We start from the raw sequence: 21,269 nt of genomic DNA on the forward strand, positions 1-21,269 counted from the left end.
GGAGGACATCACCCGGCCGGGATCAGTCCAGCGTACGGCGCAACGACCGTTCCGGTTGCCGTCGAGTCGGGGTTCAGCATCCAGCCGACCTGTTTTGCCGTGGTCAGCATAACGACGCTTTCGACCAGCTCGATGCCCGGAATGCGTTGCTGGATGGCCTGCTCCATCTCCAGCACATCGGCCAACGAACGCAGCCACATGCTAACGACGAAGTTTGTGCGCCCGGTGGTCGACGCCGTGAACCGGACGTTCCGGACCCCCCGGAGCTCCGCGGCGGCAGCCTCATGGCGTCCCGGCGGGACGTTCGCGGCCCACTGGCAAGTGACCGGGTGGCCGGAATACGCCTGCGCGATCTCGCACCGGAAAGACAGCAGTTTGCTCGCCAGCACTCGGCCCAGTTGCCGCTGCACTGTGGCAGGATTCCGCCCAAGCACCCTGGCAATTTCGGCGGCTGAGGCGCGGCCGTCGCGCGCTAGCAGCGGGAAGAGCGCCAGATGGCTTTCCGGGAGCGGCGCCGTGGCGGTATCGGTGGCCAGGGGACCGGCCGATTCGGGCCCGGCCAGGGCCCGCAGGGCCCGCTGTTCGGTCCGGTTCAGGACGTTGAGCCGCCAGGCATGGCCACTGGTATAGATCCGGGTGCACAAAACGGTCCGGTACTTGGTCACTCCGGGGATGGCCTTGAGGCGCGGCACCAGTTGACCGCTGAACTCGGCCAGGTCCCGGGTGATCACTGTCAGCATCAGGTCATGGTTACCGGCCGCTTCCGCCACGGTGATGACATCCGGGAGGGCAGCAAGGGCCGCAGTGACATCCGGCCGCCGACGCATCTCACAGTCCACGTCCACGAGTGCAAGGCACACGTTTCGGGGGTCGCCCATGAGGTGCGCAGTCGTCCAGGCCGAACCCGAGGAGCGCAGGCGCTCCCAGCGGGAGGCCAGCGTGGTCGCGTGGACTCCGAGGACGGCGGCGGCATCGGACCAGCTGATCCGCGGCGAGATCTGCAACGCATTGATCAGCCGGAGATCCTCCTCGTTCAGTTCCATCCGCAACTACTTTCGTATAGATGCATGAATCCTGATGGTTTCACCGGATAAATGAGTATTTTCAGGGGTTTGAAGGGAAGTGATCGGGCTCACCGCAAAATGGTATCAGCCCCAATTTACGCCCCTTCAGGAGAACACATGACACTCGCCGCCGACGCCCGCGAACTGCAGGATGACATCATCCGGCTCCGCCATGACCTCCACCGTGAACCCGAGATCGGCCTGCAGTTGCCACGCACCCAGGAAAAAGTTCTCCGGGCGCTGGACGGTCTCCCGTACGAAATCAACCTCGGCGAAGACTCGACGTCAATCACGGCTGTGCTGCGCGGTGGCGCTGGCACCGCCGGCGCGGAAAAGCCCGTGGTACTGCTCCGCGCCGACATGGACGCGCTGCCCGTGCAGGAATCCACCGGCGTCGAGTTCACCTCCCGGTTTGACGGCGCCATGCATGCCTGCGGCCACGATCTCCATACGTCCATGCTCGCCGGGGCCGCCACGCTGCTGGCCGAACGGCGCGGTCAGTTGGCAGGGGACGTCGTCCTGATGTTCCAGCCAGGCGAGGAAGGATTCGACGGTGCGGCCTGCATGATCCGCGAAGGTGTCCTGGACGCGGCCGGGCGCCGGGCGGACACTGCCTACGGGATGCACGTGTTCTCTGCCCTGGAGCCCCACGGCCAGTTCTCCACCAAACCGGGGGTGATGCTCAGCGCCTCCGACGGGCTGTTCGTCACCGTGATAGGTGCCGGCGGGCACGGTTCGGCGCCGCACACGGCCAAGGACCCGGTCACGGCGGCCGCAGAGATGGTCACCGCCCTGCAGGTCATGGTGACCCGCCAGTTCAACATGTTCGACCCTGTGGTCCTCACCGTCGGCCTGCTGCAGGCGGGGACCAAACGGAACATCATTCCCGAAACCGCCCGCATCGAAGCGACGGTCCGTACCTTCTCCGAACACTCACGCCAAAAGATGATGGATGCGGTTCCCCGGCTGCTCCGCGGCATCGCCGCAGCCCACGGGCTGGAGGTGGACGTGCGCTACCAGGAGGAATACCCTCTCACCGTCACCAATGAGGATGAGACGGCGACAGCGGAAGGCGTCATCGCCGGCATGTTCGGCGACTCCAGGCTCACCCGGATGGCGACGCCCCTGAGCGGCTCCGAAGACTTCTCGCGCGTGCTGGCAGAAGTACCCGGCACTTTCATCGGCCTGAGCGCCGTGCCGGCGGGCGCCGACCACACGTCGTCGCCGTTCAACCACTCGGCCTACGCGACGTTCGACGACGGCGTACTCGCCGACGGAGCCGCGTTGTATGCCACCCTGGCCATCTCCCGGATCGCGGCCCTCGCCGCCGCGAACTGACCGACCCGCGCACCCTTTGGAGCAGGACATGACAACTACCACCAGCCCCGCGGCCGCGGCCGCGCCCGCCCGGACATCGCACTGGCGCACGCTCATCGGCACCGGCATCGGAAACGCCGTGGAATGGTACGACTGGGCCATCTATGCCACGTTTGCGCCGTTCTTTGCCGGCCAGCTCTTCAGCAGCACCGACCCGACCTCGGCCATGCTTTCGACTCTGGCGATCTTCGCCGTCGGCTTCGTGGCGCGGCCCTTCGGCGGCTTTCTCTTCGGCCTCATCGGAGACAGGATCGGCCGGAAGGCATCCATGACGCTGGCCGTGGGCCTGGCCGCCTTCGGCAGCCTCCTGATCGGTATCGCCCCAACGTTCCAGGCCGTGGGTTTCTGGGCATCGCTGATGCTTCTTGTAGCCCGGCTGATCCAGGGGCTCGCGCACGGCGGCGAGCTGCCGTCGTCGCAGACCTACCTGTCCGAAATGGCGCCGAAGGAGAAACGCGGTTTCTGGGCCACCCTCATCTACACATCCGGCACCATGGGCATCCTGGCCGGAACCGCGTTGGCCGCCGTCCTCAATGGGCTGCTCAGCACGGACGACATGGCTGCCTGGGGCTGGCGCGTCCCGTTCCTGATCGGCGCAGGACTTGGTCTCTACGCGCTCATCATGCGGGCGGGAATGAAGGAGACCGAAGCCTTTATGCGCGAGAGCACCGACGAGAAGCGCGAACCCATGTGGCCCCAAATCGTCCGTCACCGCAAGCAGGCTGCACAGGTAATCGGGCTGACCATGGGCCTGACCGTCACGTATTACATTTGGGGGGTCGTCGCTCCGTCGTACGCGGCGACTGCGCTCAAGATGGATCGCGGCGACGCACTCTGGGCCAGTGTGGGGGCGATGGTCGTGTTCATCGGAGTCTTGCCGCTGTGGGGAAAATTGTCCGACCGCATTGGCCGCAAACCCGTCCTGCTGATTGGCGCCGTCGGCTCAGCCGTGTTCCATTTCCCCATGACCTGGCTGCTGAAGGATTCGCCCTGGCAGCTGACAGTCTCGATGACCGTGATGCTGGTGTTCATCGCTGCCAGTGCGGCCATTGTCCCGGCTGTCTACGCCGAGCTGTTCCCCACGACGATCCGCACCGTCGGAGTCGGGGTGCCGTACGCGATCTGCGTCGCGGTGTTCGGCGGCACGGCCCCGTACCTCCAGGCCTGGTTCGCCAGTATTAGTCAGGCCTCCATGTTCAACACCTACGCCGTGGTGCTGCTGGCCATCAGCGCCGTCTGCGTGTTCACCATACCGGAGACGAAAGGCAAGGACCTGACACACTAGCCCGGCTGCCCGGGGCAGCCACACCTCTCCGGTGTGCCGGCTGTACCCGGAGCACGAAGAGCTCCGGCCGGGATTCCCGGCCGGAGCTCTTGTGGGTGTGGCCCGGTCCTGCCGGGCGTTACTGGCTGCAGACCGCGGTGTAGGTCTGGCCGGCCGCGGCGTACCTCGCCTGGAGCTCCGCCAGCGTTGCGGCATCGGGGTTGTCCCTGGTGGACTCGTCCAGGTACGCGAGAATGTCCTGCAGCGGAGCCTTCAGCTCATCGGAGGACGACGCCGCGATCGGTCGGATCTGGTTGGCGAACCGGATCGTGCCGTATTTGTCCGAGCTGGCGGGCTGGCCCGCGGCAACGGAGTTGATCCGGGCGCAGGTTTCCTCGCTGCTCAGCTGCGGGGCCGAGCAGCCGGCGGCGCCGATCAGGGCCGCGGCAGCGATCAGGACGGTCAGGGTCTTCTTCATGGTGTACTCCGGAGTCGTGCGTGTCTGCCGAACATGGCGGGATTTCGAGTCTAACGGCGGGATGGTGCTTTTTCGGCCAAGCGGATCACATTCCGGCAGGCCGGGGTCCGCAACGGCAGCCGCTCAGCCGACTTCGACGCCGCCCAGTTCCATCTCCGCCACCGCGTCCTCGAGGTCCTCCGCGAGTCCTGCCGTCAAACCGCGCAGCACTGTGACGGTGTAGCCGGCCTGGACTGCGTCCAGCGCGGTCGCCCGGACACAGTAGTCCGTGGCGAGCCCGACGATCATGACCTCTTCAACGTCGTGGCTTTGCAGCCAGTCGTCCAGCCCGACCGCGTCAGCGTCGACGGCGTAATCGGCGGCATCGGTCAGCGGCATGGCGCCGGGCTTGCGGTCACCGGTGGGGACGGCCTCGTCGGGGGCGAGCAGCCCGTCAAAACCGGAGTAAGCCGCCGTGTACTGGCCCTTGCGGAAGTAAGCCTGGATGTATTCCGTGTCGAGGTCAGGGTGGAGTTCCGCGCCCTTCGTTCCGGCCACACAGTGCCGGGGCCAGCTGTCCACGTAGTCGGGTTCGTCGGAAAAATGCGCCCCCGGATCAATGTGCCAGTCCTGGGTGGCAACGATGTGGTCGAACTGGCTGTGGTGGGCCTCGACGTACTCGCTGATGTCGCCGGCCAGCGCGGCTCCGCCCTCGACCGGCAGCGCACCGCCTTCGCAGAAGTCGTTCTGCACGTCAACAATGATCAGGGCGCGGGACATTAGTCCTCCTCGTAGATGGTGGGGATGGCGGCTTCGCCGCGCTGCAGCCGGTTCACGACCGCGGGAAGCTCGCGCATCGTGTCCGCGTGGCGGCGGCGGGCACGCTGCACGCCTTCGGCGCCGGTCCAGCCGGGCAGGAGTTCACCGTTCTTGATGAACTGTTGCAGCAACTGGCGGTCGTTGCCGTCATCCTCCGAGGGACGGCCGATCCCGACGATTTCGTGGGTCGCGGTGCCGCGTTCGTTGAGCCGACGCAAGGCGTATTTACGGCCGCCCTTGCTGGTTTTGTTCTTGGCGGCCTTGGCCACCGGGGTGAAGACACCGGCGTCGTCGGTTCGGCTGACCAGTTTGTAGACCATGCTGGCCGTCGGCGCGCCGGAACCGGTCACGAGGGACGTGCCGACGCCGTAGGAATCCACGGGGGCGGACTGCAGGGCCGCGATGGCGTACTCGTCAAGGTCCGAGGTCACCACGATCCTGGTGCGGTCGTTGCCAAGTTCGTCCAGGAACCGGCGGACCCATTGCGCCTGCGCCACCAGGTCGCCCGAATCGAGCCGGACCGCGCCGAGCCGGCTGCCGGCAAGGTCGACGGCGGTGCGGACGGCCGCTTCGACGTCGTACGTGTCCACCAGCAGGGTGGTTTCCGGGCCGAACGCAGCGATCTGGGCGCTGAAAGCCTCACGCTCAGTGTCATGGAGCAGGGTGAAGGAATGGGCTGCGGTGCCGACGGTCTTCAGCCCGTACCGCCGCCCCGCCTCAAGGTTGGAGGTGCTGTCGAAGCCGGCAATGACGGCGGCGCGGGCCGCGGCGGTGGCGGATTCCTCGTGCGTCCGGCGGGAACCCATTTCAATACACGGCCGGTTGCCCGCGGCCGTGATCATCCGCGATGCCGCGGAGGCGATGGCGCTGTCGTGGTTCAGGACCGAGAGCACATAGGTTTCCAGGATGCAGGCCTCGGCGAACGTGGACTCTACGATCAGGACGGGGGAGTTGGGGAAGTACGCCTCACCTTCCGGGTACCCCCACACGTCGCCGGAGAAGCTGTACCCGGCGAGGTATTCGAGGGTCTCGTCATTAACAACCCCCGTACGGCGCAGGTAATCCAGCTCCGGTTGGCCGAAACGGAAGTTCGCGATCCCCTCCAGCAGGCGGCCGGTGCCGGCGACGATCCCGTAGCGGCGGCCGTCCGGCAGGCGCCGGGCAAACGCCTCGAACACCGATTTCCGGTGGGCTGCGCCGGACTGCAGGGCGGCCTGCAGCATCGTCAGTTCGTAATGGTCGGTGTGCAGGGACGTGCGGGGATGGTCCCAGCCGGCTGAGGTACTCACAAATTCACTCTAGTCCCCACCGGCTCCCGCGTCTCGCTTCGCTTCGCCGCGGGGCCCTCGCCGGCGTGGGCCCACCCACCGGCTCCCGCGTCTCGCTTCGCTTCGCCGCGGGGCCCTCGCCGGCGTGGGCCCCACCATCCCCATAGAATGGACAGATGACCCTCAGCGTTGCGCTCGGCCCCGACACGCGGGAGAGCTCCCAGACCGGAACATTGACGTCCTCGGACGTCTTGACCGCCCCGGACATCCCTTGGAACCTCGTGATCTGGAACGATCCGGTGAACCTGATGAGCTATGTGAGCTATGTGTTCCGCAGCTACTTCGGTTATTCAGAGGCCAAAGCCACCAAACTCATGTTGGAGGTCCACAAGAAGGGCCGCTCCATCGTCGCGCACGGCAGCAAGGAGCAGGTGGAGCAGCACGCCGTTGCCATGCATGGCTTCGGACTCTGGGCCACCGTGGAAAAAGCAACAGGCGGCGGCGACGGCACCGGAAACGGCAAAGGCAAGGGAAAACGTGGCTAGAGCATTTAAATACGGGCTCAAAGGCATCACCGGCTACCTCGAGCCGGCCGAGCGGGAGCTTCTGCGCAGCCTCTTCGGTGACGTCATCTCGATGCTCGAACCCGAGGAACGGGCCGGCGAGGACCCGCTGGCCGCGCTGGTGGGGCTCGACGCCGAGGCCCGGGAACCCTCCGACCGTGCCCTGCGCCGGCTCCTGCCGAACGTGATGAAGGATGACGACGAGGCGTCCCTGGAGTTCCGCCGGCTCACCGAGCGCTCCCTGCGCGAGAGCAAGATCGGCGCGCTGAAGGCGGCCGCGCTGGGGCTGGACAAGGACGTTCTGGTGCTCACCCCGGCCAATGCCCGGCACTGGTCCACGGCCCTGAACGATGTCCGGCTGGTCCTCGCCGAACGCCTGGACATCCGCGACGACGCCGACGCCGGGCACGTGCACCTCATGCAGGACTGGTCCCAGGCTGAGGATGTCGAAAGCTACCTCGCCCTCGTCTACAATTTCGCCACCTGGCTGCAGGAGTCCCTCGTCCAGGCCTTGGTCCAATCCCTTGAGACACGCCGCTGAGCCGGCCGTGACAGGCCCGGAAGTGACACAGCAGACACGAGTCCCGCGCCACAATGTGGCGACCGGACCGGCGGCAACGCCCTATCCTCGAATAACCATGACATCACCATCGAATCTGGACCCGACGGCAGCTGCGGCGAACTCCCCGGCGAGCAGTCCTGAGAGCACACGGATCGGATCCCGGCCCATCGGCGTCTTCGACTCCGGGGTCGGCGGGCTCACCGTGGCGCGGTCCATCATCGACCAGCTCCCCAACGAGTCCATCCTCTATGTCGGGGACACCGCCCACGGCCCGTACGGACCGCTGCCCATCGCCGAGGTCCGGGCCAACGCGCTCGGCGTAATGGACGAGCTGGTGGATTCCGGCGTGAAACTGCTGACCATTGCCTGCAACTCCGCGTCCGCCGCCGTCCTCCGTGACGCCCGTGAACGTTACACGGCCCGCTACGGCATCCCCGTGATCGAGGTTATCCAGCCGGCCGTCCGGCGCGCCGTCGCTGCCACCCGCAGCGGCCACATCGGCGTGATCGGGACCTCGGCCACGGTCGGATCCCGGGCCTATGAGGACACCTTCGCGGCCGCCCCGGACCTGGAGATCACCTCGGTTGCCTGCCCGGCGTTCGTTCCGTACGTGGAGGCCGGAATTACCACCGGACCCGAGCTCCTGGCCGTCGCGCGTGAGTACCTTGCGCCGCTCAAGGCCGCCGGCGTGGACACTGTTGTGCTGGGCTGCACGCATTACCCGCTGCTGACCGGCGTGATTTCCTATGTCATGGGTGAGGACGTCACCCTGGTCTCGAGTGCCGAAGAAACGGCCAAGGACGTCTACCGGGCGCTCGCCTCCCGGGGCCTGGAACGGATGGATGCTGCGGTTCCGGAGCACAACTTCATCGCCACGGGAGACGCGGCCCAGTTCGAGTCCCTGGCCCGCCGGTTCCTTGGGCCCGAAGTCCTCAGCGTCCGCCACGTGGACCATGTGGCCGCGCAGTACCCCACGGGCAGCCTGGCGAGGATCACCCCCGAGATGATCGCCGCAGCCCAGTCCGCGGCGGGCCGTCCGCGGCTGTCCAACTTCGTGGCACCGTCCGCGGTGCGGGGGACCGTCCTGTGAAGCTGACCATTGTCGGGTGCACCGGATCCTTCCCCGGGCCGGGATCGCCGGCGTCGTGCTACCTGTTGACGGCGAACGACGGCGAGCGGGACTGGAAGATCGTCCTTGACATTGGCAGCGGCGCGCTCGGGGCCATCCAGCGGTATACGGATCTTGAGGACATTGACGCGATCTTCCTGTCCCACCTCCACCCGGATCACTGCATGGACCTGTGCGGACTGCATGTCGCCGTGCGCTGGCGGCCGGGCGGCTGGGGCCGGGGCCGGATTCCGGTGTGGGGGCCGGCGGCGACGGCCGACCGGATGGCCACGGCCTACGGGCTGGAGCTCGATCCCGGCATGCACGAGGAATTTGACTTCAGCAACTGGTCGGAGCGCAAACCGGTGGCCGTGGGCCCCTTCACGGTGACCCCCTACGCGGTCAACCACCCGATCGAGGAATGCTATGCGCTCCGGGTGGAGGCCACGGAACCCGGCAAGGACGGCGCTCCGGTGACGCGGGTGCTGAGCTATTCGGGTGACACGGATTCCTGCCGTGCACTGGAGGAATCGGCCCGTGACGCGGACCTGTTCCTCTGTGAGGCGGCGTTCGAGGAAGGCCGCGACGACGCAATCAAGGACGTTCACCTGACCGGAAAACGGGCCGGGGAAGCTGCCGTGGCCGCGGGCGCCCGGCGCCTGCTGCTGACGCACATCCCGGTGTGGACCTCCCCCGCGACTGTTATGACCGAGGCCAAGGCCGTCTTCGGGAAGGACGTCGCCGTGGCCGTCGCCGGAGTGCACTACTCCGTCTGAACCGTCTGACCCGTCAGACCTGTCGTCCGTGCCGGAGCCGGATGTCGATAAGCTGGAGGCATGACTTCCGAAGCTCTTACTGTCCCCGTCATCCGCGCTGATGGCCGCACCCCTGATCAGCTGCGCCCGATCAGTATCACCCGCGGCTGGTCCAATCAGGCCGAAGGCTCGGCCCTGATCGAGTTCGGCAATACCCGCGTCCTGTGCACCGCGTCCCTGACCCAGGGTGTCCCGCGGTGGCTCAAGGGCGAGGGCCGCGGCTGGGTGACGGCCGAGTACGCGATGCTGCCGCGGGCCACGAACACCCGGTCCGACCGCGAGTCCGTCAAGGGCAAAGTCGGCGGCCGGACGCATGAGATCTCCCGGCTGATCGGCCGCTCCCTGCGCTCCATCATCGACACCAAGGCCCTCGGTGAAATCACGATCGTGCTGGACTGCGACGTCCTGCAGGCCGACGGCGGCACCCGCACCGCGGCGATCACCGGCGCGTACGTCGCGCTGGCCGACGCCATCCGCTACGCCCGTGAGAACAAGATGCTGGCCCGCAATGCCCAGCCCCTGACCGACACCATCGCAGCCGTCTCGGTCGGCATCATCGACGGCGTGCCGATGCTGGACCTGCCCTACGTCGAAGACGTCCGGGCCGAAACAGACATGAACGTCGTGGTGACGGGGTCCGGAAAATTCGTTGAGGTCCAGGGCACCGCCGAGGGCGCACCCTTCGACCGGGATGAGCTGAACAAGCTGCTGGACCTGGCGCTGATGGGCACGGAGCAGCTCGCCGCCATCCAGCGCGAAACGCTGGCGGAAGCCCCGTGACAGGTTCTCCCTCGCCGCGGCTCGTCCTCGCCACGCACAATAAAGGCAAACTCCGGGAGCTCCGCGAACTGCTGCGCGGCCAGGTGCCCGGACTCGACGTCGACACCCAGGTCGTGGACGCCGCTGCGGTCGGCGCCCCGGACGTGGCCGAAACCGGCGTGACGTTTGCCGAGAACTCGCTGCTCAAGGGCCCGGGCGGTTGCGGAGGCGACCGGGCTCGTGGCGATCGCCGACGACTCCGGGCTCGCGGTCGACGTGCTCGGCGGCGCACCGGGAATCTTTTCGGCCCGCTGGGCCGGACGGCACGGGGACGACGACGCCAACCTGCGGCTGCTGCTGGCACAGCTGGCCGACGTGCCCGACGAACACCGGAATGCCGCGTTCGTCTGCGCTGCTGCCCTCGCCGTGCCCGGTGCTTCACCGGACGGCGGACGGGAAGTGGTGGAATACGGGCAACTGGAGGGCACGCTGCTGCGCGAACCCCGCGGCGCCGGCGGCTTCGGCTACGACCCCGTGCTCCAGCCGCGCGGACTGGACCGCAGCTGCGCCGAGCTGAGCCCGGCGGAGAAGAACGGCATCAGCCACCGCGGCCAGGCCTTCCGGGCGCTGCTGCCGGCGATCGTTGAGGCACTGGCAGCCAGCTAGGCGCCCGCGTGGCCTGGCATCGAACGTGCGGCCAACTAGCGGTTAACGAGCGAAGGCGCCCCATCCTGTGGGGCGCCTTCGCTCGATTGTGCGGCCTGACCGCCTAGGGTGTCCGGCGTTCCTCTTCGGGTTCGTGCTCTTCGATGAACTCCTCCACGACGTCCGTGCCGTACTTTTCGGCCTGGCGCTTGGCGATGAAGCCGCGAATCACTTCGATGCCGATCGGGATGACGGAGACCAGGACGATCACGATGAAGATGATGTCCAGATTCTCGCGGACCCACGGCACTGTGTCGCCCAGCAGGTACCCCAGCAGGGTCACGCCGCCGCCCCACAGGACGGCGCCGATGACGTTGAAGAGGAAGAACCTGGGCTTGCTCATCTGGGCCACCCCGACGATCACGGGGACAAACGTCCGGATGATCGGCACGAAACGGGCCAGGATCAGGGCCTTGCCGCCGTGCTTTTCGAAGAAGGCGTGGGCCTTCTCGACGTTCTCGCGCTTGAACAGCTTCGAATCGGGTTTGTTGAAGATCGCCGGGCCCACCTTGGAACCGATCAGGTAGCCCGTCTGGTTGCCGACGATCGCGGACACCATGATCAGCGCGGCGAAGGCCCAGATATTGAATTTGATGGTTTCCGTGGCCACAAGGAGCCCGGCCGTAAACAGCAAAGAGTCGCCCGGCAGGAAGAAGCCGATCAGCAGCCCGGTTTCGGCGAAGATGATGCCGCAGACCAGCAGCACGACCCACGGCGCGAGGGCGGGGTCGGCCAGGAACACTTGCGGGTTGAGCCATTCCGGGAGGAGGGAGGACATACGGGGTTGCACCGGTCCGGCGCCCCCGAGGGCAGAGACGGCAAAATCACTCATTGCTATAAGGTTCACCCGTTAAGGGTACTGGAACGCCGCCGTCGGGCGATCGGGTCCGGTCCGGATGCTCAGCGGCGGCTCAGGATGCGGCCGGGTGCGCCAATGGACGGTAAAGTTGACGCGTGGGTTTGGACTTTACGGCGATCGACTTTGAGACCGCGAACGGCTTCCGCGGTTCACCGTGCGCTGTTGGCCTGACCAAGGTCCGTGGCGGCGTGGTCGTGGAGGAAGCCTCATGGCTCATGCGGCCGCCGGAAAACCACGACTCCTTCGACCACCACAACGTCCGGATCCACGGCATCCGGCCGGACCGCGTGGCGGGACTTCCCCGGTTCGGTGACCTGTTTCCGGAGATCGGCGCCTTCATCGGCGGGGATGTGCTGGCCGCGCACAATGCCGCCTTCGATCTCGGCGTGATCCGCTCCGGCCTGGAGGTATCGGGACTTGCCGGACCAGCCTACGACTATGTCTGCACGGTCATGCTGTCCCGTCGCTGCTACTCGCTGGTCTCGAACTCCCTGCCCTACGCGGCCGAGGAAGCCGGCGTGCCCCTGCTCAACCACCACGACGCGGCCGAGGATGCGCGCGCGTGTGCCGGCATCCTGATCGACATAGCCGCCCGTCACGGGGCAGGCAGCATCGCCGAACTGTACCTGTCCCTGGGGCTGAACGTGTCCCGGCAGCCGGCCTTCGATCCGCGGTGCGATCCACTCTCCAAGGCCACACAATCGGCGCTGGCCGCGCTCTCCGGCGGACCCGGCGGCGCTGCCGCGCCCGCAGCCCGGGCGTACCTCCCCGGCTGGCCGGAAGAGGGAGCCAACCCGGCGCCCAACGCCGACGCCGCCCCGGACCACCCGTTATTCGGACAGACGGTCGTTTTCACCGGCGAACTGGCAATTCCCCGGACCGAGGCGAAGATCCGTTCCGCCGAACTCGGCGCCCGGACCGAAAGCCGGGTCACCTCGCGCACGACGGTCCTGGTGGTGGGGGACGGGTTTGTCGCCGCGGACCTCCGTTCAGGGCGGCTCACCGGCAAGGCCCGCCGGGTCCTGGGATTGCACGACCGCGGGCAGCCGATCGAGGTGTTGTCGGAGGGCGAATTCCTGCAGATGGTCGGCGGCCACCTGGCGCCGGCTGTCCTGGCCTGACGTCATAAGGCGCAACAAACATTTACCGGGCGGCCCGCCGGCTCCTAGCCTTGACTGATGAGCGAACTGATGGATGCACAGACCCCGGCCTCACGGGGCGGCATCAACTGGGCCGCGGTCTTTGCTTTCCCCAACCCGGTCAATGAATATGCCGCACGGATCACTGCCGCCCTGGTGGTGGCACTGTCCGCCGTGACGCTGCTGACGGGCTCCGGCTGGGGGCTGGCGGTAATTGCAGCGGGTTTCTGGCTGCGCGTCCTGTTCGGCCCGCGGTTCTCACCGCTCGCCCTGCTCTCCGTCAAGGTTCTGACGCCCTGGCTGGGACGCACCCGCCTCGTTCCGGGTCCGCCCAAGCGTTTCGCCCAAGGTATCGGCGCGGCGGTGTCGACGGCGGCTGCGGTGCTGTTCGCGCTCGGCGCCGCACCGGCAGCCTGGATCCTGCTCGCCGTACTGATTGTCGCGGCTTCGCTTGAGGCCTTCGTCGGCTTTTGCCTGGGATGCACCATCTTCGGTTTCCTGCAGCGCCGCGGCCTCATTCCCGAGGACATCTGCGAAGCGTGCAATAACATCTCGCTGCGACGCGCCTAGCTGCGCACGGCCGGAGGACGCTTAGGCTCCGGTAACGGCCGTCAGCTTCCCGGCAAGACCGCGAATGACGTCCACGGCGTCCAACGCTTCAAGCCACTGCGCCGGCAGGCCTTCCTCGCCGTAGAACGCCCCCAGGATGCTCCCTGCAATTGACGCGGTGGTGTCGCTGCCGCCGCTGTGGTTGACCGCGACGGCCAGGGCCGAGCGGACATGCGCCTCGGCCGCGCCCGGTGCCGTGGTGGGCTCCGCCGCTCCAGTGGTGGGTTCCGCCGGTGCCGTGGCGAGCACAGCGTAGACGGCGATGGCGAGCGCCTGCTCGGCGGTGCGGCCCTCGCCCAGTTCGCGAACCATATCCTCCGGGCCGAGCAGGGTGGGCCCTGTTTCGGGCATAGTATCCCGCTCATCTGCCGGTCCGCTCAGCCGCAGGGCCGCCTCCAACTGCCCGATCAGGGCGGCATCCGGCGCCTCGCCTCGTTGCAGGGGTTCCTCCCGCAGGTGCCGCAGCGCAAATTCCGCCGCCTCCCGCAGTGCCAGCCCGGCTGTGACGGCGTGGATGAGCAGGCTGAAGATCCCCGCACCCTGCCGCGCCGCAGGGTGGCCGTGGGTCAGCGCCGCGGCGTCGGCGCTGAGCTTGTAGACCGTCGCCGGTTCGATATGCGGGATCAGGCCGAACGGGGCCGACCGTGCCACAGTGCTGCTGCCGTTCAGGTCCTGATTGACGGGCCGGAGGACGGTGCCCATTTCGCCGGTTGCCAGGCCGCTCAGGCAGGCCTCGTCCGGCGAGCGGCGGTGCTTGAGGGCCGCATGCGAGTCAATCCAGCGTGGCGGCTGGACCGGCGCCGAGGGCGGGACCGCGACGCCCTGGGTGGCGAGCCAGCGCAGGTATGCGAGCCACACGCAGGCGTTGATGTCCGCCGCCACACCGTCGTTTGCCCATTCCAGCGCCTCAAGGAGACCATCTGCGGTGTACAGCGTCAGTTGGGTGTCGTCCGCGACGTGACTGCCGCCGTCGAGCGGGCTGAAGTCCCGCAGCCCGCTGGGACCGAACCTGGCCAGGATGGCGTCAATATCGTCAAATTCGACGGCGGACCCCAACGCGTCACCAATCGCACCGCCGAGCAGGCAGCCGTGAATCCGGGAGGCAAAGGACGGGGCTGCCGATTCCCGGGACGGTGCCGGTGGCTGTGCAGGGGACGTGCCAGGCTCAAAGCTCATGTCGTCCAATTTACCCCGTGGGTGGACCGCGGATGGTGCTGCGGCCGTCGGGGTGGCTGCGTCGGGTATGGTGCTGTTGAGAACGCCGGGATTGGGGCGCCGGGGCTGGGACGCCGGCCGTGGCAGCCGGCCCGAGCAGAGGACAAGGATGCGCGAACCCGCATGGCGCAGGACGGGCAGCACACCGGATTACAGGTTCTCCCTCGCCAATGAACGGACTTTCCTGGCCTGGCTCAGGACGTCCCTGGCTCTGATCGCCGGGGCCCTTGCGATAGACCAGCTGGCCCCGGATATCGCGCCGGCGCCGGTCCGGATCACCGTGTGCGTCATCCTGGCCGTCCTCGGCGCCGCCCTTGCCACGCTCGCCTACCGGCGCTGGGGACAGATGGAAGCCGCCATGCGGCACGAACGGGAACTGCCGTTCTCCGGAGTCATGTTGCTGACGACCTTGGGCGTCGCGGCCGCTGCACTGGTTTTCGCGGTCCTGATCCTGCTGGCACCGTGACTCCGGGGGCCGTGAATCCCGGGCCGGCCCGGGATCCCGGGCTGCAGCCGGAACGGACGTCGCTGGCCTGGCGCCGCACACTGCTGGCCCTGGTGGTCGTGGACCTGCTGATCTGGCGCAGCTGGGTGCTCGCAGGCAACCGGACGCCCGATCCCGGCGCCGTCGACTATCTCGGAATCTGTGCCCTCACCGCGGCCCTGGCAACCGTCGTCCTGTGCCTCTGCGTGCTCGAACGCGGCCGGGAACTCCACCGGTCCACGGCGGCCCCCGCGGGCAGTAATCCTGCGCTGGGCATCAAGTGCCGCCGTCGCGCTGGCCGCCAGCGCCGTCGCCGCCGTGGCGCTGGGCGGCTGAACCCCCGGCTCGGGCGGCCGGACCCGCCGCTGAAGCCCCGCGAACGGCCCCGCCGTCCGTTCTTGTCGGTGGCAGCCGATACCGTAGGAGCATGCGGTTATTGCACACTTCGGACTGGCACCTGGGCCGGTCGTTCCACGGCGTCGGGATGCTCGACGCCCAGCGCGCCTTTGTGGACCAGCTCGTCTCGTTCGTCCGGGACGAATCGGTCGACGTCGTCCTGATCGCCGGAGATGTCTATGACCGCGCCCTGCCCGGAGTGGACGTTGTGAGCCTGCTCGACGATGCCCTGGTGCGCCTCACCGGGACCGGAGCCCAGGTGGTGCTGACCAGCGGCAACCACGATTCGGCCATTCGGCTGGGATTCGCCTCACGCCTGCTGGAGCGCGGGGGAGTACATCTGCGCACCCGGCTCGCCGAGCTGGAACAGCCCGTCGTGTTCCCGCTCGGCAATGACCCTGGCGCCGCCGACGATCCTGCCGGTCCCGTCCTTGCCATCTATGGCATCCCCTGGCTGGAACCCCGTCTGGTTGCCGAGCAGCTGGACGCCGGGACGGCGAGCCACTTTGAGGTCACCCGCGCCGCCACGGAACGGATCCGGGCGGACCTGCTCAACCGGTCCGCGACCCGGACCGTCCATTCGGTCGTCCTGGCGCACACCTTCGCCAGCGGCGGGATCAGCTCAGACAGTGAGCGGGACTTGAGTATCGGCGGTGTCGGGGCCGTGCCGCTGGATCTCTTCGACGGCTTCGGTTACACGGCACTGGGCCATCTGCACGGCCGCCAGGAGCTCTCAGACACCGTGCGCTACTCCGGCTCGCCACTCGCGTACTCCTTCTCCGAAGCGAAACACAACAAGGGCAGCTGGCTCGTCGAAGTGGACGCCTCCGGCGTCACCGGTGTCAGCGCGGTGCTCTGGGACGCGCCGCGGGCCCTGGCGGTGCTGCGGGGGAAGCTGGAGCACCTGCTGTCTGCAGAGGAGTTCGCCTGGGCCGAAAACGCCTACTGCCAGGTCACCGTGACCGATGCCCAGCGGCCCGCGCAGGCCATGGAACGGCTGCGCCGCCGGTTCCCGGACACCCTGGTCCTCGGCTTCGACCCGGAAGGAGCCGCCACAACGGCGAAGGCCAGCTACAGCAGCAGGCTCGCCGAGGCCAACGACGATCTCTCGGTCTGCTGTGGATTCCTCGACCACGTCCGCGGTCGCGGCGCGGACGACGCCGAATCCGCCGTCCTCGCCGAAGCCCTGGAAGCCGTTCGACTCGACGGAGTATCGCTGTGAGAATCCACCGGCTCGAAATCTCGGCGTTCGGCCCCTTCGCCGGGACTGAACAAATCGACTTCGACCGGCTTAGCGCCCATGGACTGTTCCTGCTGAACGGGCCCACCGGCGCCGGAAAGACCAGCGTTCTGGACGCCATCTGCTTCGCCCTCTATGGGTCCGTCCCCGGAGCCCGGCAGGACGGCAAGCGGCTGCGCAGCGATCATGCGGAGACCGGTGCCGAGCCCCGCGTCACCTGCGAATTCTCCGCCCGTGGCCGGCATTTCGAAGTGTCCCGAGCCCCGGCCTGGGACAAGCCAAGCTCCCGGGGAAAGAACGGCTTTACGGTCCAGCAGGCAAACACGCTGCTGCGCGAACGCGTTGACGGAGTCTGGGTCGAGAAGTCCGGCCGGAACGATGAGGCCGGAGCAGAGATCACCGACGTCCTGGGCATGAACCGGGACCAGTTCACGCGCGTAGTGATGTTGCCGCAGGGCGATTTCGCGGCGTTCCTCCGCTCGAAGGCTGCCGACCGGCTCGACCTGCTGCAGAGCCTCTTCGGCACCCAGCGCTTTGAGGCGGTGGAAGCGGAGCTCAGCCGGAAGGCCCAGCTCGCCCGCGCCGAGTTAGCCAGCCTCAACAGCCAGTTGGAGCTCCTGCTGGCCCGCGCCGAGGCTGAAACAGCGGCCCTGGAACTCGACACCGCAGAAGCCCCGGATGGGACCGACGCCGACGGACGGCTGGCGTGGCTGAAAACCCAGACTGCCGCGGCTGCTGCGGATCGCAAAGAAGCGGCAGTCGCGGCAGAGTTGCTGCGGGCAGGGCACGCGGCCACACTTGACGCCGCCACGTCGCGGGCCGCACGCCAGGCCAGGCTCGACGCTGCGTTGGCGCGCCGGTCGGCGGCGGAGGCCAGCGCTTCCGCCCTCACCCTGAAGGCCGACCAACTGGGGCTGCACCGCAAAGCCGAAGTGCTCAGCGGTCAGCTGCAGGCCGTGGTCCAGGCCGAGGCGGCCGAGGAACTCGCGGCTGCCGCCATGGCAGGCGCCGCCCGGGAACTGGACGCCGCGGCCGCGGCGGACCCGGAACTTGTTGCGCTCCGGACCGCCGGAACGGAAGATGCCACCGGCAGCGGGGCGCCCACTGGGGCCCGCGCCACCGCCGCGCTGCGGACTGTCCTCGGCGACCTGCGGTCCGTCCGCGCGGTGCTCAACGCGGGGCTCCCGAACGAAGAGAAGCTGTCCGGGCTGAAAGCCCGCGACGCCCGGCTGAGCCAGGCCCTGGGGGGGTTGCGCGGGGCCAGGGACGCGGCCCAGGGAACTTCGGATGCTCTCCGCGCCGAATCGGAGACGCTGCTGGCGGGACTGCGTCCGCTTGAGGAACTCGCCGCCGAAGTCCAGTTGCGCGTCAAGGAAGCCGAGTCAGCCGAAGAACTCGTCATCATGGTGGGGCGCTACGCCGCCGCCGAAACGGCCTGCCTCGCTGTCACGGAACGCCGTGGCCGGGCCCGGGACGGGCACCAGGAGCGGCGGCAGCACTGGCTTGACCTCCGCGAGGAACGGCTCGCGAACGCCGCGGCCGAGCTCGCGTCCCAGCTCCGGGCCGGTGTCCCGTGTGCGGTGTGTGGCAGCACTGATCACCCGCTTCCCGCCCCCGCGGCGGCCTCCGCACTGGCCGTCGCCGAAGCCGAGCAGGCGGCAGAGCACGCGTGCGCCGAAGCCGAGGCAGCTCTCGCTGCCGTTGAGCGGGACCTCGCCGACGCGCAGCGGGAGGTTGCCGTGCTGGCGGCCCAGGGCGGTACCACCGCGGCGGAAGACGCCCGGCTGGACGCTGTCCTCGCCAGGGACCGGGCCGCGGAGGCAGTCCGTGCTGCCGATGACCTTGCCGCCAGCCGCGCCCGGCAGTCCGCGCTGGAGGAGGAGATCGCCGCGGCGGGACGTGCCGCGGCCGCGGCCGTCTCCGATATTGCCCAGACGGAGTCAACGATTGTGGCGGTCCGGGAGCAGGCTGTCTCCCTTGAGTTGGCGTTGAATGAGTTGCGTGCCGGACACCCGACCCTGGGGGAGCGCATCGCGGCCCTCGACGGGGCTACCGCAGTGCTGGAGCGGACGGACACCGCACGGGCGCGGCTTGAGACGGCCCAAACCCGGACTGCGGAGGCCCTGACATCCCTGGAACAGGCTCTGCCGGCCGCCGGCTTCGACTCGGCCGGCTCGGCCCGGGCCGTGCTGCTTCCGGCGGACGTCGCAGCAGCACTGGAAGCGGAGATCCGGGCCGGGCAGGACGAAGCTGCCCGGATCGGAGAGCTGTTCGCCAGCGAAGACGTGACACTCGCCGCGCAGGAGCGTGAGACCGATGGACCCGTCGCCGGGGATGTCGTCCCGGCGCTCCGGCTCGAGTACGAAGCCGCCGAACGTTTTGCCCGGGACACGGCGCTCGCCTCCGGACTCGCCGGGAAGTCTGTTCAGACCCTTGGCCGGATCGCGGCCGACTACGCTGCGCTGGCTGAAGCCGGCCGGGCGCCTCGCGACCGTGCGGCGCTGCTCGCCGCTGTGGCCGACGCGGCCCGGGGCGCGGGGGACAACACCTACCGGATGAGCCTGAACACCTACGTGCTGGCCGCGAGGCTTGAACAAGTGGCGCTCGCGGCCTCCGAACGATTGACCGGGATGAGCGACGGACGCTACACGCTGCAGCACACGGACGCGAAGGCCGCACGCGGGGCCAAATCGGGGCTAGGCCTGGAGGTCGTGGACGAGTGGACCGGGCAGCGCCGCGACACCGCCACGCTGTCCGGCGGCGAGTCGTTCATGGCGTCCCTCGCCCTTGCCCTCGGCCTGGCCGACGTGGTCCAGCAGGAATCAGGCGGCGTGGATATCGAGACGCTCTTTGTCGACGAGGGGTTCGGAAGCCTCGACGAGCAGGCCCTGGAACAGGTCATGGATGCGCTGGAGGGGCTCCGGGACGGCGGTCGCGTTGTGGGGCTCGTGAGCCACGTCGGTGAAATGAAGCAGCGCATCGGGACCCAGCTTCAGGTGCTCAAGGGGCGCAACGGCTCCACCCTGCACATCGCTGACGACGCGAACGGCTGAGCTGCGCGGCTGGCGGCCGCGGCAGCCGCTGATTGCCGGCGCCGCAATCCCGCGGGCGGCCATGCCAGCCGGCCGCGGCAGCGTCCGCTACCATGGGAGAGTTACCGGGTTGCGCGCATCGGGAGGAGGGACGATGCGCATCATTGAGCGAACCCGGAAACATGAACACTTCAACGCTTTCTTCGGCGGCAGTCACTGACGCGCCCACCCTCCCACCCGCAGGTTCCAGCAGCGGCGGCCGTTTTGCCCGGCTCCCGCAGCTTGCCGGCCGCAGCTTCCTGCCGATCGGCCTCTTCGCCCGGCTCCCGCTGGCCATGCTCACCATTGGCGCCCTGACCCTGGTCACGGCCGTTACCGGTTCCTACGCCATCGGCGGCGCCGCGGCCGGCGCGGTGGGCATCGGCTCCGCCATCGGCTCACCGGTCCTGGGCTATCTCGCAGACCGGCTGGGCCAGCGCGGAGTCCTGTTGGTTGCCGCCGTCTTCAACACGATCGCCATCGTCGGACTGATCCTGGCCGCCTATGGCATCCCCGGCGGACCGGACCTGTCCGCCGCCGTTCCGGTGCTGGCCGCGGCGTTCATCGCCGGTGCCAGTTCGCCGCAGGTCGGCCCGTTGGCCCGCGTGCGCTGGATGGCGCTGACTTCCCGTGGCGGCGCGACGAACAGCGGCGCGGCCAACAACGACCTCGATACCGCACTGTCCTACGAGAGCACGGCCGACGAACTGACGTTCGTGCTGGGCCCGGCCCTCGTCGGCATCCTCGCCAGCCTCGTCACGCCCTGGCTTCCGCTCGCGCTGGCGGCCGCCCTGACGCTGACCCTGGTCCCGGCTTTCGCTGTCCACCCCACCCACGCGGTCGTGCCGCCGGCTCCGGCACGGTCCAAGCCCGGCTCCGAGCGGGCAGCGGCGGACGCGGGTGGACCGGTGCGCAGCCGGATCGCGTCGACCGCCGCCGTGGCACTCCCCGTTCTGGCCATGGTCTGCATGGGGTCCTTCTTTGGCGGCACCCAAGCGGCGTTGAGTTCGTTCTCGGCCGGAGTCGCCACATCGGAGGTGGCCGGCCTGCTGTACTCCGTCATGGGACTCAGTTCCGCGGCAGCGGCGCTCTCGGTAGCCTATTGGTCCCGGCGGTTCACCGTCCAGGCCCGCTGGGTGGCGTGCGCCGCCCTGATGATCGGGCTAGCCTCGCTTCTGCTGCTCCCCACGACGGCATTGTCCATGATCGTGGTGCTGCTGTTCCTGGGCCTGCCCGTCGGTCCACTCATGGTCACCGTCTTCGCAATCGGCGGCGCCGTCGCCCCGGCCGCGAAGCTCGGTACCGTCATGACCGCCCTGGCCAGCGGCATCGTCGCCGGCCAGGCCCTCGGTTCCTCCGTGGCGGGCCGGCTGGCCGAGGACCACGGCTCCACCGCGGCCTTTCTTGTTTCGGTCTGCGCCGCGGCCGGGTTGTTCCTGCTCGGGGCCGCGGCCGCCGCGGTCATCCGGCGGCGGAACCCGGCCTGACGGTCCTG

Annotated in this window: 20 protein-coding genes and 1 pseudogene; 15 read left to right on the plus strand and 6 right to left on the minus strand. The window is 68.4% G+C overall.

What is annotated here, in order from left to right:
* Positions 1-8: 8 nt before the first annotated feature.
* Positions 9-1,043, minus strand: coding sequence for an Lrp/AsnC family transcriptional regulator (locus KY499_RS17625; RefSeq protein ID WP_219885947.1), 1,035 nt, complete (start codon positions 1,041-1,043; stop codon positions 9-11).
* 138 nt (positions 1,044-1,181) lie between these two features.
* On the opposite strand from KY499_RS17625, the gene KY499_RS17630 reads away from it, so the two are divergent.
* Positions 1,182-2,402, plus strand: coding sequence for a M20 family metallopeptidase (locus tag KY499_RS17630; RefSeq protein WP_123254095.1), 1,221 nt, complete (start codon positions 1,182-1,184; stop codon positions 2,400-2,402).
* Positions 2,403-2,430: 28 nt separating this feature from the next.
* Entirely contained in the window at positions 2,431-3,726 is a 1,296-nt protein-coding gene (locus KY499_RS17635; protein WP_219885948.1) for an MFS transporter, read from the plus strand.
* Positions 3,727-3,844: 118 nt separating this feature from the next.
* On the opposite strand, the gene KY499_RS17640 is transcribed toward KY499_RS17635, so the two are convergent.
* From KY499_RS17640 to KY499_RS17650, 3 genes are all read right to left on the minus strand, one after another.
* Entirely contained in the window at positions 3,845-4,183 is a 339-nt protein-coding gene (locus KY499_RS17640) for a hypothetical protein (protein WP_219885949.1), read from the minus strand.
* 123 nt (positions 4,184-4,306) lie between these two features.
* Positions 4,307-4,942: an isochorismatase family protein gene (locus KY499_RS17645; protein ID WP_123254092.1), complete on the minus strand. Its 636-nt coding sequence runs from the start codon at positions 4,940-4,942 to the stop codon at positions 4,307-4,309.
* Positions 4,942-6,270, minus strand: coding sequence for a nicotinate phosphoribosyltransferase (locus KY499_RS17650; RefSeq protein WP_258190854.1), 1,329 nt, complete (start codon positions 6,268-6,270; stop codon positions 4,942-4,944). Before KY499_RS17650 ends, KY499_RS17645 begins: the two co-directional genes overlap by 1 nt.
* 155 nt (positions 6,271-6,425) lie before the next feature.
* Between KY499_RS17650 and clpS the strand changes: the two genes are divergently transcribed.
* From clpS to rdgB, 6 genes and pseudogenes are all read left to right on the plus strand, one after another.
* Positions 6,426-6,794, plus strand: coding sequence for an ATP-dependent Clp protease adapter ClpS (clpS, locus tag KY499_RS17655; RefSeq protein WP_123254091.1), 369 nt, complete (start codon positions 6,426-6,428; stop codon positions 6,792-6,794).
* Positions 6,787-7,353: a DUF2017 domain-containing protein gene (locus KY499_RS17660; protein ID WP_123254090.1), complete on the plus strand. Its 567-nt coding sequence runs from the start codon at positions 6,787-6,789 to the stop codon at positions 7,351-7,353. Before clpS ends, KY499_RS17660 begins: the two co-directional genes overlap by 8 nt.
* A 97-nt stretch (positions 7,354-7,450) precedes the next feature.
* The gene (gene murI / locus KY499_RS17665) at positions 7,451-8,464 is read left to right on the plus strand and encodes a glutamate racemase (RefSeq protein WP_123254089.1); all 1,014 of its coding nucleotides are present in this window, start codon (positions 7,451-7,453) and stop codon (positions 8,462-8,464) included.
* Positions 8,461-9,258 (plus strand): MBL fold metallo-hydrolase, encoded by a 798-nt coding sequence (locus KY499_RS17670; RefSeq protein ID WP_123254088.1) that lies wholly within the window; start codon positions 8,461-8,463, stop codon positions 9,256-9,258. Before murI ends, KY499_RS17670 begins: the two co-directional genes overlap by 4 nt.
* Before the next feature lie 60 nt (positions 9,259-9,318).
* Positions 9,319-10,077, plus strand: a complete 759-nt coding sequence (rph, locus tag KY499_RS17675; RefSeq protein ID WP_123254087.1) for a ribonuclease PH — start codon at positions 9,319-9,321, stop codon at positions 10,075-10,077.
* Positions 10,074-10,722, plus strand: a pseudogene (gene rdgB, locus KY499_RS17680) (RdgB/HAM1 family non-canonical purine NTP pyrophosphatase). Before rph ends, rdgB begins: the two are co-directional and overlap by 4 nt.
* A 103-nt stretch (positions 10,723-10,825) precedes the next feature.
* Here the strand turns inward: rdgB and KY499_RS17685 are convergent.
* Complete coding sequence (locus KY499_RS17685) at positions 10,826-11,593, minus strand: VTT domain-containing protein (protein ID WP_123254085.1); 768 nt, start codon at positions 11,591-11,593, stop codon at positions 10,826-10,828.
* A 122-nt stretch (positions 11,594-11,715) separates the two neighbouring features.
* Between KY499_RS17685 and KY499_RS17690 the strand changes: the two genes are divergently transcribed.
* On the plus strand, positions 11,716-12,741 hold the full coding sequence (locus KY499_RS17690) for an exonuclease domain-containing protein (RefSeq protein WP_219885950.1): 1,026 nt from the start codon (positions 11,716-11,718) through the stop codon (positions 12,739-12,741).
* Between the two features lie 57 nt (positions 12,742-12,798).
* Positions 12,799-13,329: a DUF4395 domain-containing protein gene (locus KY499_RS17695; protein WP_219885951.1), complete on the plus strand. Its 531-nt coding sequence runs from the start codon at positions 12,799-12,801 to the stop codon at positions 13,327-13,329.
* A gap of 21 nt (positions 13,330-13,350) precedes the next feature.
* On the opposite strand, the gene KY499_RS17700 is transcribed toward KY499_RS17695, so the two are convergent.
* Entirely contained in the window at positions 13,351-14,544 is a 1,194-nt protein-coding gene (locus tag KY499_RS17700) for an ADP-ribosylglycohydrolase family protein (protein WP_123254083.1), read from the minus strand.
* A 148-nt stretch (positions 14,545-14,692) separates the two neighbouring features.
* On the opposite strand from KY499_RS17700, the gene KY499_RS17705 reads away from it, so the two are divergent.
* From KY499_RS17705 to KY499_RS17725, 5 genes are all read left to right on the plus strand, one after another.
* Positions 14,693-15,049, plus strand: coding sequence for a YidH family protein (locus KY499_RS17705; protein WP_219885952.1), 357 nt, complete (start codon positions 14,693-14,695; stop codon positions 15,047-15,049).
* A 92-nt stretch (positions 15,050-15,141) separates the two neighbouring features.
* Positions 15,142-15,627 (plus strand): hypothetical protein, encoded by a 486-nt coding sequence (locus KY499_RS18430; RefSeq protein WP_258191123.1) that lies wholly within the window; start codon positions 15,142-15,144, stop codon positions 15,625-15,627.
* Positions 15,552-16,685, plus strand: coding sequence for an exonuclease SbcCD subunit D (locus KY499_RS17715; RefSeq protein WP_258191124.1), 1,134 nt, complete (start codon positions 15,552-15,554; stop codon positions 16,683-16,685). The genes KY499_RS18430 and KY499_RS17715 overlap by 76 nt, the downstream gene beginning before the upstream one ends.
* Positions 16,682-19,756: an AAA family ATPase gene (locus KY499_RS17720; protein WP_219885954.1), complete on the plus strand. Its 3,075-nt coding sequence runs from the start codon at positions 16,682-16,684 to the stop codon at positions 19,754-19,756. Before KY499_RS17715 ends, KY499_RS17720 begins: the two co-directional genes overlap by 4 nt.
* 161 nt (positions 19,757-19,917) lie before the next feature.
* Positions 19,918-21,261, plus strand: a complete 1,344-nt coding sequence (locus KY499_RS17725) for an MFS transporter (RefSeq protein ID WP_123254079.1) — start codon at positions 19,918-19,920, stop codon at positions 21,259-21,261.
* Positions 21,262-21,269 lie beyond the last annotated feature (8 nt).

Source organism: Arthrobacter sp. PAMC25284 (assembly GCF_019443425.1).
In the GTDB taxonomy this organism is placed as follows: Bacteria; Actinomycetota; Actinomycetes; order Actinomycetales; family Micrococcaceae; genus Arthrobacter; species Arthrobacter oryzae_A.

Excerpts from the sequence above, each read along its gene's own strand:
- KY499_RS17625 (WP_219885947.1), bottom strand. The coding sequence starts at position 1,043 with ATGGAACTGAACGAGGAGGATCTCCGGCTGATCAATGCGTTGCAGATC.
- KY499_RS17630 (WP_123254095.1), top strand. The coding sequence starts at position 1,182 with ATGACACTCGCCGCCGACGCCCGCGAACTGCAGGATGACATCATCCGG.
- KY499_RS17635 (WP_219885948.1), top strand. The coding sequence starts at position 2,431 with ATGACAACTACCACCAGCCCCGCGGCCGCGGCCGCGCCCGCCCGGACA.
- KY499_RS17640 (WP_219885949.1), bottom strand. The coding sequence starts at position 4,183 with ATGAAGAAGACCCTGACCGTCCTGATCGCTGCCGCGGCCCTGATCGGC.
- KY499_RS17645 (WP_123254092.1), bottom strand. The coding sequence starts at position 4,942 with ATGTCCCGCGCCCTGATCATTGTTGACGTGCAGAACGACTTCTGCGAA.
- clpS (WP_123254091.1), top strand. The coding sequence starts at position 6,426 with ATGACCCTCAGCGTTGCGCTCGGCCCCGACACGCGGGAGAGCTCCCAG.
- murI (WP_123254089.1), top strand. The coding sequence starts at position 7,451 with ATGACATCACCATCGAATCTGGACCCGACGGCAGCTGCGGCGAACTCC.
- rph (WP_123254087.1), top strand. The coding sequence starts at position 9,319 with ATGACTTCCGAAGCTCTTACTGTCCCCGTCATCCGCGCTGATGGCCGC.
- KY499_RS17685 (WP_123254085.1), bottom strand. The coding sequence starts at position 11,593 with ATGAGTGATTTTGCCGTCTCTGCCCTCGGGGGCGCCGGACCGGTGCAA.
- KY499_RS17695 (WP_219885951.1), top strand. The coding sequence starts at position 12,799 with ATGAGCGAACTGATGGATGCACAGACCCCGGCCTCACGGGGCGGCATC.
- KY499_RS17700 (WP_123254083.1), bottom strand. The coding sequence starts at position 14,544 with ATGAGCTTTGAGCCTGGCACGTCCCCTGCACAGCCACCGGCACCGTCC.
- KY499_RS17705 (WP_219885952.1), top strand. The coding sequence starts at position 14,693 with ATGCGCGAACCCGCATGGCGCAGGACGGGCAGCACACCGGATTACAGG.
- KY499_RS17715 (WP_258191124.1), top strand. The coding sequence starts at position 15,552 with ATGCTCGACGCCCAGCGCGCCTTTGTGGACCAGCTCGTCTCGTTCGTC.
- KY499_RS17725 (WP_123254079.1), top strand. The coding sequence starts at position 19,918 with ATGAACACTTCAACGCTTTCTTCGGCGGCAGTCACTGACGCGCCCACC.